Here is a 14169-nt window from a genome sequence, read left to right on the forward strand (position 1 = left end):
CTGTCAGGAGACACACCAAAAATGCGTCAAAAAATACTGATTTCCGCACTGGCCGCACTGATGTTGGCCCCCGTTGCGTTGAATGCTAAAACCTTGCGCTGGGCAAGCCAAGGCGACATTCTTACGTTAGATCCACACGCTCAAAACGAAGGTATGACCATTGCTGCCAGCAGCTATGTGTACGAACCTTTGGTGGACTACGACAAAGATTTTAACTTGGTACCCGGCCTAGCTGTAAGCTGGGAGCAGCCAGACGACCAAACATGGCGTCTAAAATTGCGTGAGGGCGTGACCTTTCACGATGGTGCCCCCTTTACCGCCGATGATGCGAAGTTCTCGCTAGAACGCGCCATGGCCCCCACCTCTAACTACAAAGCCTATGTCAACGGCATTAAAGAAGTGAAAAAGGTAGATGACTACACCATAGACATCATTACCGACGGCCCCAACCCTATTTTGCTGCGTCAGCTAACCAACCTGTTCATCATGAACAAAGCGTGGGCTGAGAAAAACAATGCGCAGCAGCCGCAAGACTTTAACGCCAACCAAGAAACTTTCTCGGCGCGTAACACGAACGGTACCGGCCCCTACAAACTAGAAAGCCGTGACGTGGATATTCGTACTACCTACGTAGAAAACGAAAACTGGTGGGGCAAAGACACCAAACCGGGTAACGTCACCCGTGTGGTCTTCACGCCTATCAAACAAAACGCTACCCGTACCGCCGCCTTGCTGTCTGGCGAAGTGGACTTTGTACTGGACCCACCCGCACAAGATTTGCAGCGCTTGCGTCAACAAGCCAAGATTGTAGAAGGTAACGAATACCGCACCATCTACCTAGGTTTGGATCAAAGCAGCCCAGAACTCAAATACAGTTCTGTTAAAGGCAAGAACCCCTTTGCCGATGCTCGCGTACGTGAAGCCCTGTACGTCGCCATTGATATGGACGCGATTAAACGTGCTGTTATGCGTGGTTCATCGCTGCCTACCGGCACCATGATTGCACCACAAGTGCACGGTTACGATGCCTCCTTGGCTGAACGCGTACCTTACGACCTAGAGCGCGCCAAAACCTTGCTGACAGAAGCCGGTTATGGGCCAAACGAACTCAGCTTTACGCTGGATTGCCCAAACAACCGTTACATCAATGACGAAGCAATCTGCCAAGCCATTGTTGGTATGTGGGCCAAAGCGGGTGTGAAAGCCTCCTTGAACACCATGCCGCGTGCCACCTACATGCCCAAAATACAAAACGCCGACACCAGCGCCTACATGTTCGGCTGGGGCGTACCTACCTTTGACGCGCTGTACACACTGCAAAGTCTGATTCACAGCAAAGGCGAGGGCGCAGATGGCTCCTTTAACTTTGGTGGCTACAAAAACGCTGAAGTGGATGCGCTGATTGATAACATTAAGGTTGAAACCGACGACGCCAAACGTACGGCGCAAATTCAAGAAGTGCTGAAAATTCACGCTCAAGAATTCGGTCATATCCCTCTGCATGACCAAGTGATCCCTTGGGCCATGGGCAAAAATGTGGACGTGATCCACCGTGCCGACAACCGTTTGACACCGCAATGGGTCACCATCCAATAATTGGTCTCTGACCATTATCACAGGAACTGCGCCTGACTCTTACCAAGGGTCGGGCGCAACCCGCTTATTATGCTGGTATTCATTATCCGCCGCCTCATCCAGGCAGTGTTGGTCATGTTAGTGGTCAGCTTGCTGGCCTTTGTTTTATTCCGCTATATCGGTGATCCCGTCACAGCCATGCTGGGCCAAGATGCCACCGACGCCGACCGCATTGCATTACGCCACAGCCTAGGGCTGGATCAATCTGCCTTGGTGCAGTTTGGGCATTTTGTGTCCAACGCTGTACACGGTGAATTTGGGTTGTCCTTGCGCCAAGGGCAAAGCGTCGCTGAACTGCTTAAAGACCGACTTCCCGCCACGGTAGAACTGTCTGTGGTCGCTGCCGTACTGGCATTAGTCATAGGCTTGCCGCTGGGCATTTATGCCGCACTACGCCGCAACGGTTTTATTGCTCAAAGCATTCTGGCCTTTTCGCTGCTAGGTATCTCACTGCCCACCTTCTTGATCGGTATTTTGCTGATACTGGTGTTCTCGGTACAGCTAGGCTGGCTGCCCAGTTATGGGCGGGGCGAGGTGGTGTATTTCGGCTGGTGGAGCAGCGGGTTACTAACTTGGGATGGCATCAAACACCTGATCCTGCCCGCTATCACACTCTGTTTGTTCCAGCTCACCTTGATACTGCGCTTGGTGCGTTCAGAAATGCTGGAAGTACTGCGCAGTGATTACATCAAATTTGCCCGTGCCCGTGGCTTAAGCCAACGCGCCATACACTTCGGGCATGCACTGAAAAACACCTTAGTGCCTGTGATTACCATTACCGGCTTACAACTGGGTGGCATCATCGCCTTTGCCATCGTCACCGAAACCGTTTTCCAATGGCCCGGCATGGGCTTGTTGTTCATTCAAGCTGTACAGTTTGCCGACGTACCCGTGATGGCCGCCTACCTGTGCTTAATTGCCTTGGTCTTTGTGGTCATCAACTTGGTAGTGGACTTACTGTATTTCGCGGTAGACCCCCGATTACGCAGCGGCCTTGGTAAAGCAGGGGGACACTAATCATGGATAGCTTAAAACGTTTTTGGGATAGCGATCTGGCGTGGTCATGGCGTCATTCCCCCGTCGCCATTGTGGCCAGCATCATTTTGTTTTTGCTGCTAGTAGGCTCACTGGGCGCCAACTGGATAGCCCCACACGACCCCTTTGATCTGGCCAGCATCAACCTACTGGATTACCTACTTCCTCCCGCTTGGGAAGCTGATGGCCAAAGCACCTACTTACTGGGTACAGACAGCCAAGGGCGTGACCTGTTTTCCGCGCTGCTGTACGGCACACGCATCTCGCTGCTGATTGGCTTTGCCTCAGTCGCCTTAGCGATGGTGGTAGGCATTATTTTGGGCCTTATTGCCGGTTACGCCGGTGGCCGTGTGGATGCGCTGATTATGCGTATTGCGGACATTCAATTGTCCTTCCCCGCCATTCTGATTGCACTACTGATTGATGGCGTAGCACGCGCCGCTGTGCCTGCCGACATGCTAGAAAGCATTGCCTTCCCAGTCTTAGTAGGCGCAATCGCCTTGGCGGGTTGGCCGCAATATGCCCGTACCGTGCGTGGCTCCACCATGGTAGAAAAAAACCGCGAATACGTGCAGGCTGCAAAAGTCATTGGCGTTTCCCGCAGTCGCATCATGTTTAGCCACGTACTGCCTAACGTCATGGGCCCGGTATTGGTGTTAGCCACGGTGCATTTAGCCACCGCCATTATTACCGAAGCCACCCTGTCATTCTTAGGGGTAGGAGTTCCGCCCACCTCGCCCTCATTGGGCACCTTAATACGGGTGGGTAACGACTTCCTGTTTTCTGGCGAATGGTGGATCACCATTTTCCCCGGCGTGATGCTGGTATTGCTGGTGCTGTCCGTCAACCTATTAGGTGACTGGCTGCGCGACGCACTGAACCCGAGGCTGAACTAATGAGCGCTTTATTAACTGTGGATAAGCTGGCGGTAGAGTTTCCTACCCGCCGCGGCGTACTCAAAGCCTTAGATGACGTCTCGTTTCACATCAGCAAAGGCGAAATTCTGGGCGTAGTAGGCGAATCCGGTGCCGGTAAATCCCTAACGGGTGCAGCCATCATAGGCTTGCTAGAACCCCCAGGGCGCGTAAGTAATGGTGCTATCTACCTGCACGACGAGCGCATCGATAACTTGCCAGAAAAGCAGTTGCGCAACATACGTGGCCGCCGCATTGGCGCTATCTTCCAAGACCCGCTCACCTCGCTGAACCCCTTGTACACCGTGGGCAGACAGCTGGTAGAAACCATACAAACCCACCTACCGCTGTCTAAGCACGACGCCCAAGAGCGCGCCATCAGCTTATTAGAATCCACCGGCATTCCAGCAGCACGTGAACGTATTAACCACTACCCCCACCAGTTCTCTGGCGGTATGCGTCAACGCGTAGTGATTGCGCTGGCCTTGGCGGCCGACCCAGAACTAATCGTGGCCGACGAGCCAACCACCGCCTTGGACGTCTCCATTCAGGCGCAGATCATCGACCTGCTTAAAGACCTGTGTAAATCCAAAGGCACAGCGGTCATGCTGATCACCCACGACATGGGTGTCATCGCTGAAACCGCCGACCGTGTAGCGGTGATGTATGCTGGCCGCATCATAGAAATAGGCCCTGTGCGCGACATTATCCGCGAACCATCACACCCCTATACCCGTGGGTTGATGCGCTCCATTCCCACGCTAGACAGCGGAACAGAAAGGCTAGAACAAATCCCCGGTAGCATGCCGCGTTTAAACGCCATCCCTACCGGCTGTGCCTTCCACCCGCGCTGTAGCGCGGCCATGCCAGTCTGTACCCAGAAACGCCCAGAATTACAGCAGCACGAACAAGGCCAAGTTGCCTGTTGGCTGCATCACGCCCCAATTGAGGAGCCAGTAGCATGAGTACTGCGCCACTAGTAGAAGTGCGTGATGCCGCACGTTGGTTTGACGTCTCCCCATCGTGGTTGGAACGTACCCTCTACCGCAAACCCAGAGTCATGCTGCGCGCCGTAGACGGCGTATCCTTCACCCTAAACCGTGGAGAAACCTTGGCCTTGGTAGGCGAGTCCGGCTGTGGAAAATCCACCGTCGCACGGCTATTAGCAGGCTTATACCCGCTTACCCGTGGATCAATTAGCTTTGAAGGGGCAGAACTCAGCAGCATGAACGCCGCGCAACAACACGCGTTGCGCAAACGTCTGCAAATGATCTTCCAAGACCCCTACGCCAGCCTCAACCCACGCTGGCGCGTAGGCCGCATCATTGCCGAGCCACTCAAAACCCATACCCAGCTCAGCAAAGCTGAACAACAAAAACGCGTAGGGGAGTTGTTGGAACAAGTAGGCCTAAGCGCCGCCGACCAACATCGTTATCCACACCAGTTTTCAGGGGGGCAACGCCAGCGTATTTCTATCGCGCGTGCCTTGGCATTGAAACCAGACTTCATCGTCTGTGACGAGCCTACATCTGCTTTGGACGTATCCGTACAAGCGCAGGTGCTGAACCTGATGAAAGACCTACAGCGCGAGCTGGGGCTAAGCTACCTCTTCATCTCACACAACTTGGCTGTCGTGCACCACGTGGCTGATCGCGTAGGTGTGATGTACTTAGGGCGTATAGTCGAAATCGCCGAGCGCGACGCGCTGTTTAACAAGCCACAGCACCCGTACACACGTATGCTGCTGGGGGCGATTCCAGATATGAGTGGCAGCGGCAAAGCGCGTACGCCGGTGGCGGGCGAAGTGCCTAACCCGCTGAACCCACCCTCAGGCTGTACCTTCCACCCACGCTGCCCGCTGGCGAATGAGCGCTGTAAGCGTGAGGCTCCGGCGTTGGTGAGTTATGAAGGGGGGACGCAGGTGGCTTGTCATGCGGTTGGTGATCACCTTTAGTAAGTAATATCTTAACAATAAATAAGTAAGCGTCTTACGGGTTACATGCTGATAGAGGAAATTACTCATCACTCTTGTTATTCCTCACCTCCGTTTTTGCAATTCAAGCGCTCTACGGCCAGCTGCTTGCAACAAGCTATAATATGGTTGCTCCAGCCCATCTTGATCATGAGGCAACCAATCTGGAATGCCATATGACAAAGCTAACGGCGTGAACATATTAAGTGCTTGAAGCAGCATTCTTGCTTCATGTTGCTCAATGTCGCTCTGCCTAGAGATCTCAAAATATTTCTCCGGGCCAGTTTGACGTGGAAGAGCAATAGTTGAATCCAAACACATTGGCGGACCGTACTTTTCAAACCTATCCAGTATCTCAACAACATCAACAAACGGTACTGTTCGCCATGAATTTAATAGTTTTACCTTCAAAAAATAATTTCCAGACCAATTTGCAAGTGCACAAAGCCTCTCCTGAATCTCGGCAACCCCGATAAGAATATTGAAGAGATAATTAATATCAACTATACGAATAGTACTAGTTTGATATTTCTTTAGGACATCAATAAAACGTTGTGTGTTGACATAACCTGCAAGATCTAACTCCAAGGCATCCAGACTGTTTGGTAGGAGCAAAGGGAGAGGAATGATTACATCGCTAACTAGACTCCTACGCAGCCGCCATGTCAGGGTGAGGTTATGCGGATCATTACCATTTAGCTGTCGTCCGATGAGCTCATCACCTAAAGTATAAAAATTATCAAACGGAATTGCGCTTACTCCAGTCGTTTTGCTAAGCGCTGTACATATATCTTCGTTATCAGCATTAATCCAGACATCTCGCTCTCCCCAAGGTTCAGCAATAAGCATTAGACGGATATAAGGCCTATTCTCCTCATTCTCCGATAATTCAGGATCTTGCTCATACCAGTTTCGATGATATTGTTTAATCTCATCTGCTCGACGCCATAGCTGGTCCAGAACAAAACGATCGCTTTCCGGCTTAGGCTCTGAGGCATCAGAAACACGACGATAAATCTGCCCTGTCTTATGCACATGTGGGGCCGAAATACTCTGTGGAACCCACACGCAAATAACAGCATTATCCGCAGACAGCCCAATATCTGTGCTAGGCCCCCACAGAACTTTCGTTTCAAAATGAGGGGTAGGATTTAAAAGATCAGTTGCTGCTTTGCGTAATCGTTGTAGCGACGGATCCACGTCACAGCGAGGAACGCCAAGAAAATCTCCCGCTACAGACCGTTCTTTGGACTCTTCAGCTATCCCAATAAAAAGCCATCCACCATACGTATTAGCAAATGCAGATATAGATTTAGCGATAGCTACTGCATTTGGTGTCTCACGTTTATATTCTATGTACCAACCCTCAACCGATTGTCTCAGATCCTTCAGGTCGTCAACATCAATATCCTGTATAGATTTCTTATTAAAGGGTGAATAATGAGCCATTGTCCGGTCCACCTAATCAAGTAGTACTCTTCCGAAAAAACCATGTAGAGTGACATGCAATACAGCTTTATTCTTTTGAAAAAGAGTAAAGCCTATGATCGTTTTATACCCTAGACGAACTCACAACGCGCATACAATACCCTTCCCAATCATATTCTCTTTATTAAAAGAGCCTCTATGTTGCATAGGGACTAGTCTTTCTGATTTCCTCTTCTAGCCACCCTGCATATCTAAGCCATCTATATAAAACATTCGTGGAATCCCCCCCCCACAACCCTAACCTTAGGCTGCTCCACACACTCCTCGCACACCACCGACACGTTCAGCCTATACATCTCCAGCTTCACGCCCTGATCTGCACACGCTTGCTCCACCGCGTGTAATATCCGTTTGTCGTCCATGGATTGTTTTTTGCCGCAGGTGACGCAACTCATGCTCCCCACAGGCTGTTCATCCTGCATGGAATACAGCAGCTTCCTACCTTGCTCCATATGTGCGTAGATCACGCCAGCATCATTCAGATGCTTCAGCGTGCCATACACCGTCCCCAGACTAAGCGGTGTGTTGTGGTGCTGTAGTTGGTTGAAGATTTCTTCTACGGTCATGGCTTCTTTCTGTTCGTGCAGCACATTCAGTACCGCCAAACGCGCCAGTGTCATGCGTATACCTGCTTGACGCAACAAGCCTGCGCCCACGCTGTGGGCCATTAGTACATTCGTCATTTTTTACTCCCTTGCCAAAGTAGGGAAGAATCTATGTCTTCCAAGGAACCTACACTGCTTAACACCATGCTGCTTTCTAGTTCGGTGCGCAGTAGGTGCAATACGTGCGCTACCCCTGTAGCGCCTGCGACCGCCAACCCGTGCAATACGGGCCGCCCAATTAATACGGCCTTAGCGCCTAAGGCCAAGGCTTTTAGTACGTCTGTGCCACGTTGTATGCCGCCATCCACCAACACGGGTACGTGGGCACCAACGGCGGCTACCACTAGCGGTAATACATCTAAAGTGGCAGGCACGCTGTCTAGTACACGCCCACCGTGGTTAGACACGATCACTCCCGCCGCCCCCGCTTGCACAGCTAGCTGCGCATCAGCCGGGTGCAGGATGCCTTTTACTAGTACGGGTAGGGTGGTGTGTTTGACTAACCATGCCACGTCATCCCAACTCGCCATGTGAGTGACGAGGGGATGCTGAAATAAAGACTGCCCAGCTTCTAAGACGCCGGGCGTTTGCAACTTGTCTGCATAGGGCAGCAAGTTCACGGGCTTGATGCTCGCAGGCAGGCTAAAGCCAGATCGTTGCTCGGCATTACGGCTGCCTTGTATGGGGGCATCTACTGTCATCACGATGGCTTCGTAACCGGCCGCCTCAGCACGACGCAATAAGGCCAAATTGACCTCTTTATCGGCCTGCCAATACAACTGAAACCAGCGTGGGCCGGGCGCAGCAGCGGCTACGTCCTCTAAGCTGACACTGGCTTGGGTACTGACCACGTACACAGCTTGCAATGCTGCCGCGGCAATAGCGGTCGCGCGTTCTGCATCGGCATGCGCTAAGGCATGAAAAGCCGTGGGGGCGATGAAAATAGGGTGTGCATAACGTTTGCCGAATAACTCTAGTTCGGTGTTGCCCTCGGTAATATGGCGCAATACACGCGGCCATAGCATTCGCTGCTCAAAGGCTGCCGCATTACGACGTTGGGTGATGCCATCCGCCGCCCCCGCGTTCACATACGCCCACGTCGCTGCCGGCAGTCGCTCGCTGGCACGTTGTGCGTAGTCGGCCAAACAGCTTAGCCCTTGTAGGGATGCCTCGGCTTGGCTCATGTTTCTCCCCACTGGCGTATAAGGTTGTGATACACGCCAGATAAGCGTGTGGCCTCATCCACCGAATCACCACGGCTCGCCAATTGCTGCACCACGTTATCCAGTTCGTATAAGGAATGACGCGCACTGTCTTCGCGCACCATGCTTTGTGTCCAGAAGAAGGCCGCAAGGCGCTCGCCCTGCGTGACCGGACAGACGCGGTGCAAGCTGGTGCCGGGGTACACCACCGCATGACCAGCGGGTAGTTTGATGCGCTGTGTACCGTAGTTGTCTTGAATTTCTAGCTCACCACCTTCGTAGCTATCTGGGTCGCTCAAAAATACGGTGGTGGAAATGTCTGTACGTATACGCTCACCCGTTTGTGGGTGCACGCGTATGGCGTTATCAATATGAAACCCGTAAGCGCCCCCGCCTTGGTAGCGGTTAAACATAGGCGGCAGTATTTTCAGGGGCAGGGCAAAGGACACAAACGTAGGCAACGAGGACAAACGTTGCAACACCGCTTGAGCAAGTTCTATCGCCACAGGGTCTTGCACATTCAACTGCTCATTACTTTTTTGCTGTACCGCGATATAACCTGCGGTGGCACGGCCATCTTGCCAAGATGCCTGTGCCAGCCGTTCACGTATGGCATGGCACTCTTCTGCACTGAAAACTTCGGGAATCACCAGAATCATCTGTTTCTCCTAATGTGCCAGCAACAGAGCCGTCGCGAACGGACTCTGTTGCTGTCCTATGGCTTACTCCCAGCGATAGGTAGCACTGAACATATAAGAACGTCCGGGAGCGACGTTTGCAAATATCCCTACGTGCGATGCGTCATACAGCGCATTGTTAGACAGGTTATTGGCGTTGAACTGCAGGGACAAACTCTTACTTACGTCGTACTGCAACATAGCGTCGTAACGCAGGTAGCTAGGCAATTCCAGTGTGTTGGCATCGTCTACGTAGCGTTTGCCCAAGTAGGTCACGCCACCACCCAACGTCAGCTCGGGCAAGATCTTGTAGGTTGTCCACAAGCTGGCACTGTTACGCGCGATAAACTTGGTTTGGTTGCCGTCATACACGCTAGTACCACTGCGGTATTTTTTGATCTTAGGTGCTAAGTAGGTGTAACCCGCCCACACATTCCAACGTGGGGTAATGGCACCCGATACACCCAGTTCGATACCGCGTACACGGTTGCTACCGTTTAGCGTGACATCACCGGTTAATGGGTCTGTAGAACGCGCATCGGTTTTGTGGGTTTCAAAGTACGCACCAGTCAGTGACAAGCGTTCGTCGAACACATCCCACTTAGTACCAACTTCCCAGCTGTAGCTCTTCTCGGGCTTCATGTCGCGCACGGTAGCTGAACCACCCACACCATCCGCACCACCACCTTGGCCTAAGTTTTCACCGGCGGGGTTAGAAGACGTTGCGTACGACACGTAGATACTGCCGTTTTCAGCGGGTTTGTACACAGCACCTAATTGGTAGTTCCAGAAATCGTCCTTACGCTCAAGCTTCATGTTATCCACAGTGAAACTTTCACGACGCAGACCCAAGTTCAACAAGAACTGTTCGCTGAGCGCGATGGTGTCCATGAAGTAAATAGAGCGCGTTTTGATGTAACCGTCTTGGGTTTTAGGCCCATAGGTAATGTTGAAGTCGTAAGGCTGATTAGGATTGGGGTTCCACAATGAGCCGTTTTCACGTCCTGGCAACCCCTGCATATCCCGACTAAACACTTTTTCGTACGTGAACTCTACCCCAGCACTGTATGAGTGTTTCCACGAACCCGTGTTGAAGGTGCCATACACATCCGTTTGGTTCTGGATAGCAGTGTTGTAGCGCCAGCGAGCGCGGTCATCGCGTCTGAATTGGGCATCAGGGCCTTCGGTAGAGCATGGAGGGCCAGAAGTCGCCGTGCAATTATCGAAGCTGGGGCGGCTCATCAAATAATGGTTCAACGCCTCAGAATGACGCGTGATATTACGGAAGTGTGTTTGATCCGAGAAGTCATGTTCAAACAGCATCGTGGAGGTTTTCATGGTGTTCTCGCGGAAGTCCGCGTTCATACGACCATAAAAGTTCTCTCTATCCACGTTAGGTGGGGTGTCGCGGTCATTCGCTTTGTTGGCAAATGGAATACCCAAGTCTGGCGTATCTTTGTTTTTCAACTCGGAATACGACAGCGTCAGGCGGGTAGGGGTCCCCAAACCAAAGGCAATGGATGGCGCTACGCCCCAACGATCAATTTCTGGGCCATCTCGACCGGGCACATCACCGCCCATTTTCATCACGTTCAAACGGATAGCAACGGTATCGCCAATAGGCATGTTGGCATCCGCCGTGGTGCGCCACTGGCTGGCATTACCAAAGCCTGCGCTCAACTCTACAAATGGCTCCAAGCGTGGCGCTTTAGTGGTCAAGTTGATGCTACCACCGGTACCACCACGGCCTGTGTAGGCAGAGCTTGGCCCTTTGATGATCTCTACTGCTTCCAAGTTGAAGGTTTCGTGCGAACCACGAGCGTAGTCACGCAACCCATCAATGAAAATGTCGGTACTGGCTTCGTAGCCGCGAATGAATGGACGGTCACCCACTGGGGTACCACCTTCACCCGAACCCAAGGTCACCCCAGGTGTAGTACGCAGCACGTCTTGCAACGAGGTGGCACCACGGTCTTTCATTTGTTGCTCGGTGATGATGTTCACCGTGCGGGGGGTGTCTAATAAGGGGGCGGTAAATTTAGGGCTAGAAAGCGAGTTAGGGGTTTGGTAAGTATCGTTAGGTACTCCACCCATGACTCGAATTTCTTTAAGAACAGTAGCTTCGGCGGCTGTAGCGCTGTTTTCTTCTGCTTGTACTGGTGACATAGCGACCATGGCGCCTGCCAACATTACCGAACCAAATGCCGGCTTGAAACTGTCCATGGACAAAACAGTTGTCCCCTCCAGCGCTTTGTCCTGCTGCTGCGCTGACGCGTAATTACTTAACACGTACCTCTCTCCTGAAATAAAAAAGGGCCAACCTTTACAGCCGAGGTGTTGCCCCTAGTAAAAGCCGCCGATCAAAACAAATGAGACTTGTTCTTATTCCAGAATAGAGAGTGACTCGTGAAGTTTTCGTCAATAAAACGCCGAGAAACAATAAAACAAAACAATAATCAATCTTATTTATAATTCAATGATAATTTCACGCAGACTCTGCTACCCTAAATGTCTACGCCTGCCTGAAGCGTCTTTCAGGATGCCGTCCACAGACCATCCTCATGACCGAAAAACAAAACCCTATCCCCTACACCGTACTGATCGTCGAAGACGAAACAGTGATTGCCGAAAACATTCTGCTCACCCTAGAAGCCGAAGGCTTTACTGCTGACATTTCTAGAGATGCACCATCGGCGTTATATCGCTTAGAGCAAGGCAACTACGATCTGGTGCTGCTGGATATAGGTCTGCCCGGCATGGATGGTTTGAGCATGCTGCAAAAAATGCGCCGTAAACTTAGTCTGTCTACGCCCGTACTTTTACTGACGGCGAGGGCAACACTGGAAGACAAACTGCAAGGCTTTGCCAGCGGTGCTGACGACTACCTCACCAAGCCCTTTGCGCTAGAAGAAGTCGTCGTGCGTGCCCAAGCGCTGATACGTCGTTCACGGCAGTTGTGCGATACCGCTTTTTCGCTGCAATACGGCCCACTGTGCTACGCGGTCGCCGACAAAAGCCTGAGCATTAACGGCGAAATCATTAAGCTGCCACGCAAATGCCTGATGATTCTAGAAATGCTGATGCGCTACTCCGGTCGCATCGTACCTAGGCAAAAATTGGAAGAGTATTTGTGGCAAGGCGAGCCTCCTTCCTCTGAGGCCCTACGCAGTCAATTGCACCTCTTGCGCAAAACGCTGCAACAACACCATTACGAAGGCATAGAAACCGTGCATGGCATAGGTTGGCGACTCACGCTGGATACCCCATGAAACTACGACGTTCGTTATCAGGACGCATCACCTTAGTACTCACTCTGTTAATCTTTCTAGCGGTCAGCTTGTCGGCTGTGGTGACCTATGCGATCTACAACGCACTAGAAGAAAACATGCTGGATACCCTGGTACAAACCGAATCCAAACGCATTGCGGTTCGGGTATCCCGCTTTAGTGAGCACTGGCAACAAGCCTTTGAGCGTGACATGGGGCCGTCCATGTATGCATGGGGGGAGAGTGATCTGTTTTTATCCCCCAGCATGCCTGAAGAACTACGCGACTTACCGCCAGGTCTGCACTATATAGATAAAGGCAACACTGCGTGGCACGTACAAGTGGCCGACGTGATGGATGGCCGTCTATACGTGATGTACGACTCGGTAGTGCTGGTAGAGCAATCACGCCATTTTGCGCTGGCGTTAGCAGGGATTGTGCTGCTATGTACCTTGCTGGCCCTATTCTTTAGTAAAGCCATCGCCCGCTGGTTAGTCACCCCCATCAATACGCTCACAGAACGGCTCACGCGCTGGTTACCCAGTGACTATAAAAGTGCTATCCCGCACACAGATGAAGAAGCTAGGCTGATGGAGATTTTTAGCCGTGCGCAAGATCAGGTAGACGCCACCATTGCCAACCAACGTGAGTTCACTGCTAACCTGCATCATGAAATTCGTACGCCACTGAGTATTATTCGCAGTGATGCCGAGTTAATGTTGCGCCACCACATGGTCAACGAGTCAGAACGCCCACGTCTACAGCGCATCGTGCACGCCGTGCATGACATCAAACAATCACTGGAAAGCACCTACAACCTTTGCCATGCAGGTGATACCGAGACCCGTGCTGAAATCTCCCTTTATGATTGCATGCAAGACGCCATAGAAGGGCAAGCACAAGATGCCGAAAACGCTAAATTAGTGATTAAAAACAGGGTGGACACCGCTCAGCGTCCCTGCCTCAACCACCATGCCCTAATGACTGTCATACGCAATATTTTGCGTAACGCCATCGCCCACGCAGCCCCTGCAACCTTAACCGTCACCTCAATCGACAACGGCCTACAGTTTACGGATGATGGCCCAGGTATTGCCGCAGACGAACTGGTCTCTATCTTTGAGCGCTATTTCAGCCATAGGCACACAGACCAACTCGTAGACCCGCAAGCGACGATATCCTCGAACACCGGCAGCGAGCTTGAACACCAAGCAGGCTTAGGCCTTGCCATTGCGAAACGGGTTTGCCAGATGCAATCGTGGCAATTAGAAGTGACTTCCCCTGTTGCAGACGGCCACGGCACATGTTTTACCTTGCGTTTTCACGACCAACCACATAATCCTGCCTAAAAATCGTGGAGAACCAGCAAGGGCGT

12 protein-coding genes are annotated in these 14169 nt (G+C 51.9%); 7 read left to right on the forward strand and 5 right to left on the reverse strand.

The window, feature by feature from the left end; all coding sequences use genetic code 11:
• Window positions 1-21 precede the first annotated feature (21 nt).
• From ACLPHM_RS14490 to ACLPHM_RS14510, 5 genes are all read left to right on the forward strand, one after another.
• Window positions 22-1596 (forward strand): ABC transporter substrate-binding protein, encoded by a 1575-nt coding sequence (locus ACLPHM_RS14490; protein ID WP_430221929.1) that lies wholly within the window; start codon window positions 22-24, stop codon window positions 1594-1596.
• Window positions 1597-1665: 69 nt separating this feature from the next.
• Window positions 1666-2652: an ABC transporter permease gene (locus tag ACLPHM_RS14495; RefSeq protein ID WP_430221930.1), complete on the forward strand. Its 987-nt coding sequence runs from the start codon at window positions 1666-1668 to the stop codon at window positions 2650-2652.
• Window positions 2653-2654: 2 nt separating this feature from the next.
• Entirely contained in the window at window positions 2655-3566 is a 912-nt protein-coding gene (locus tag ACLPHM_RS14500; protein ID WP_430221931.1) for an ABC transporter permease, read from the forward strand.
• On the forward strand, window positions 3566-4549 hold the full coding sequence (locus ACLPHM_RS14505; RefSeq protein WP_430221932.1) for an ABC transporter ATP-binding protein: 984 nt from the start codon (window positions 3566-3568) through the stop codon (window positions 4547-4549). Before ACLPHM_RS14500 ends, ACLPHM_RS14505 begins: the two co-directional genes overlap by 1 nt.
• Entirely contained in the window at window positions 4546-5538 is a 993-nt protein-coding gene (locus tag ACLPHM_RS14510) for an ABC transporter ATP-binding protein (RefSeq protein ID WP_430221933.1), read from the forward strand. Before ACLPHM_RS14505 ends, ACLPHM_RS14510 begins: the two co-directional genes overlap by 4 nt.
• Before the next feature lie 84 nt (window positions 5539-5622).
• Here ACLPHM_RS14510 and ACLPHM_RS14515 read toward each other — a convergent pair whose 3' ends face one another.
• The 5 genes from ACLPHM_RS14515 to ACLPHM_RS14535 all read right to left on the reverse strand — a co-directional run bounded on the left by ACLPHM_RS14515 (window position 5623) and on the right by ACLPHM_RS14535 (window position 11817).
• Window positions 5623-7005 carry an AlbA family DNA-binding domain-containing protein gene (locus tag ACLPHM_RS14515; protein ID WP_430221934.1) on the reverse strand — a complete coding sequence of 461 codons (1383 nt, stop codon included), beginning with the start codon at window positions 7003-7005 and terminating at the stop codon, window positions 5623-5625.
• Between the two features lie 239 nt (window positions 7006-7244).
• Entirely contained in the window at window positions 7245-7727 is a 483-nt protein-coding gene (locus ACLPHM_RS14520; protein WP_430221935.1) for a Fur family transcriptional regulator, read from the reverse strand.
• Window positions 7724-8833 (reverse strand): alpha-hydroxy acid oxidase, encoded by a 1110-nt coding sequence (locus ACLPHM_RS14525; RefSeq protein WP_430221936.1) that lies wholly within the window; start codon window positions 8831-8833, stop codon window positions 7724-7726. Before ACLPHM_RS14525 ends, ACLPHM_RS14520 begins: the two co-directional genes overlap by 4 nt.
• Window positions 8830-9510, reverse strand: a complete 681-nt coding sequence (locus ACLPHM_RS14530) for a Fe2+-dependent dioxygenase (protein ID WP_430221937.1) — start codon at window positions 9508-9510, stop codon at window positions 8830-8832. The genes ACLPHM_RS14525 and ACLPHM_RS14530 overlap by 4 nt, the downstream gene beginning before the upstream one ends.
• 63 nt (window positions 9511-9573) lie before the next feature.
• Window positions 9574-11817 carry a TonB-dependent receptor gene (locus ACLPHM_RS14535; RefSeq protein WP_430221938.1) on the reverse strand — a complete coding sequence of 748 codons (2244 nt, stop codon included), beginning with the start codon at window positions 11815-11817 and terminating at the stop codon, window positions 9574-9576.
• 272 nt (window positions 11818-12089) lie between these two features.
• Here ACLPHM_RS14535 and ACLPHM_RS14540 point away from each other — a divergent pair, with 272 nt between their 5' ends.
• Both ACLPHM_RS14540 and ACLPHM_RS14545 read left to right on the forward strand, forming a co-directional pair.
• The gene (locus ACLPHM_RS14540) at window positions 12090-12797 is read left to right on the forward strand and encodes a response regulator transcription factor (protein ID WP_430221939.1); all 708 of its coding nucleotides are present in this window, start codon (window positions 12090-12092) and stop codon (window positions 12795-12797) included.
• Entirely contained in the window at window positions 12794-14143 is a 1350-nt protein-coding gene (locus ACLPHM_RS14545; protein ID WP_430221940.1) for a sensor histidine kinase, read from the forward strand. The genes ACLPHM_RS14540 and ACLPHM_RS14545 overlap by 4 nt, the downstream gene beginning before the upstream one ends.
• Window positions 14144-14169: the final 26 nt, after the last annotated feature.

The organism is Paenalcaligenes sp. Me131, from assembly GCF_050487225.1.
In the GTDB taxonomy this organism is placed as follows: domain Bacteria; phylum Pseudomonadota; class Gammaproteobacteria; order Burkholderiales; family Burkholderiaceae_B; genus Paenalcaligenes.

Excerpts from the sequence above, each read along its gene's own strand:
- ACLPHM_RS14490 (WP_430221929.1), top strand. The coding sequence starts at position 22 with ATGCGTCAAAAAATACTGATTTCCGCACTGGCCGCACTGATGTTGGCC.
- ACLPHM_RS14495 (WP_430221930.1), top strand. The coding sequence starts at position 1,666 with ATGCTGGTATTCATTATCCGCCGCCTCATCCAGGCAGTGTTGGTCATG.
- ACLPHM_RS14500 (WP_430221931.1), top strand. The coding sequence starts at position 2,655 with ATGGATAGCTTAAAACGTTTTTGGGATAGCGATCTGGCGTGGTCATGG.
- ACLPHM_RS14505 (WP_430221932.1), top strand. The coding sequence starts at position 3,566 with ATGAGCGCTTTATTAACTGTGGATAAGCTGGCGGTAGAGTTTCCTACC.
- ACLPHM_RS14510 (WP_430221933.1), top strand. The coding sequence starts at position 4,546 with ATGAGTACTGCGCCACTAGTAGAAGTGCGTGATGCCGCACGTTGGTTT.
- ACLPHM_RS14515 (WP_430221934.1), bottom strand. The coding sequence starts at position 7,005 with ATGGCTCATTATTCACCCTTTAATAAGAAATCTATACAGGATATTGAT.
- ACLPHM_RS14520 (WP_430221935.1), bottom strand. The coding sequence starts at position 7,727 with ATGACGAATGTACTAATGGCCCACAGCGTGGGCGCAGGCTTGTTGCGT.
- ACLPHM_RS14525 (WP_430221936.1), bottom strand. The coding sequence starts at position 8,833 with ATGAGCCAAGCCGAGGCATCCCTACAAGGGCTAAGCTGTTTGGCCGAC.
- ACLPHM_RS14530 (WP_430221937.1), bottom strand. The coding sequence starts at position 9,510 with ATGATTCTGGTGATTCCCGAAGTTTTCAGTGCAGAAGAGTGCCATGCC.
- ACLPHM_RS14540 (WP_430221939.1), top strand. The coding sequence starts at position 12,090 with ATGACCGAAAAACAAAACCCTATCCCCTACACCGTACTGATCGTCGAA.
- ACLPHM_RS14545 (WP_430221940.1), top strand. The coding sequence starts at position 12,794 with ATGAAACTACGACGTTCGTTATCAGGACGCATCACCTTAGTACTCACT.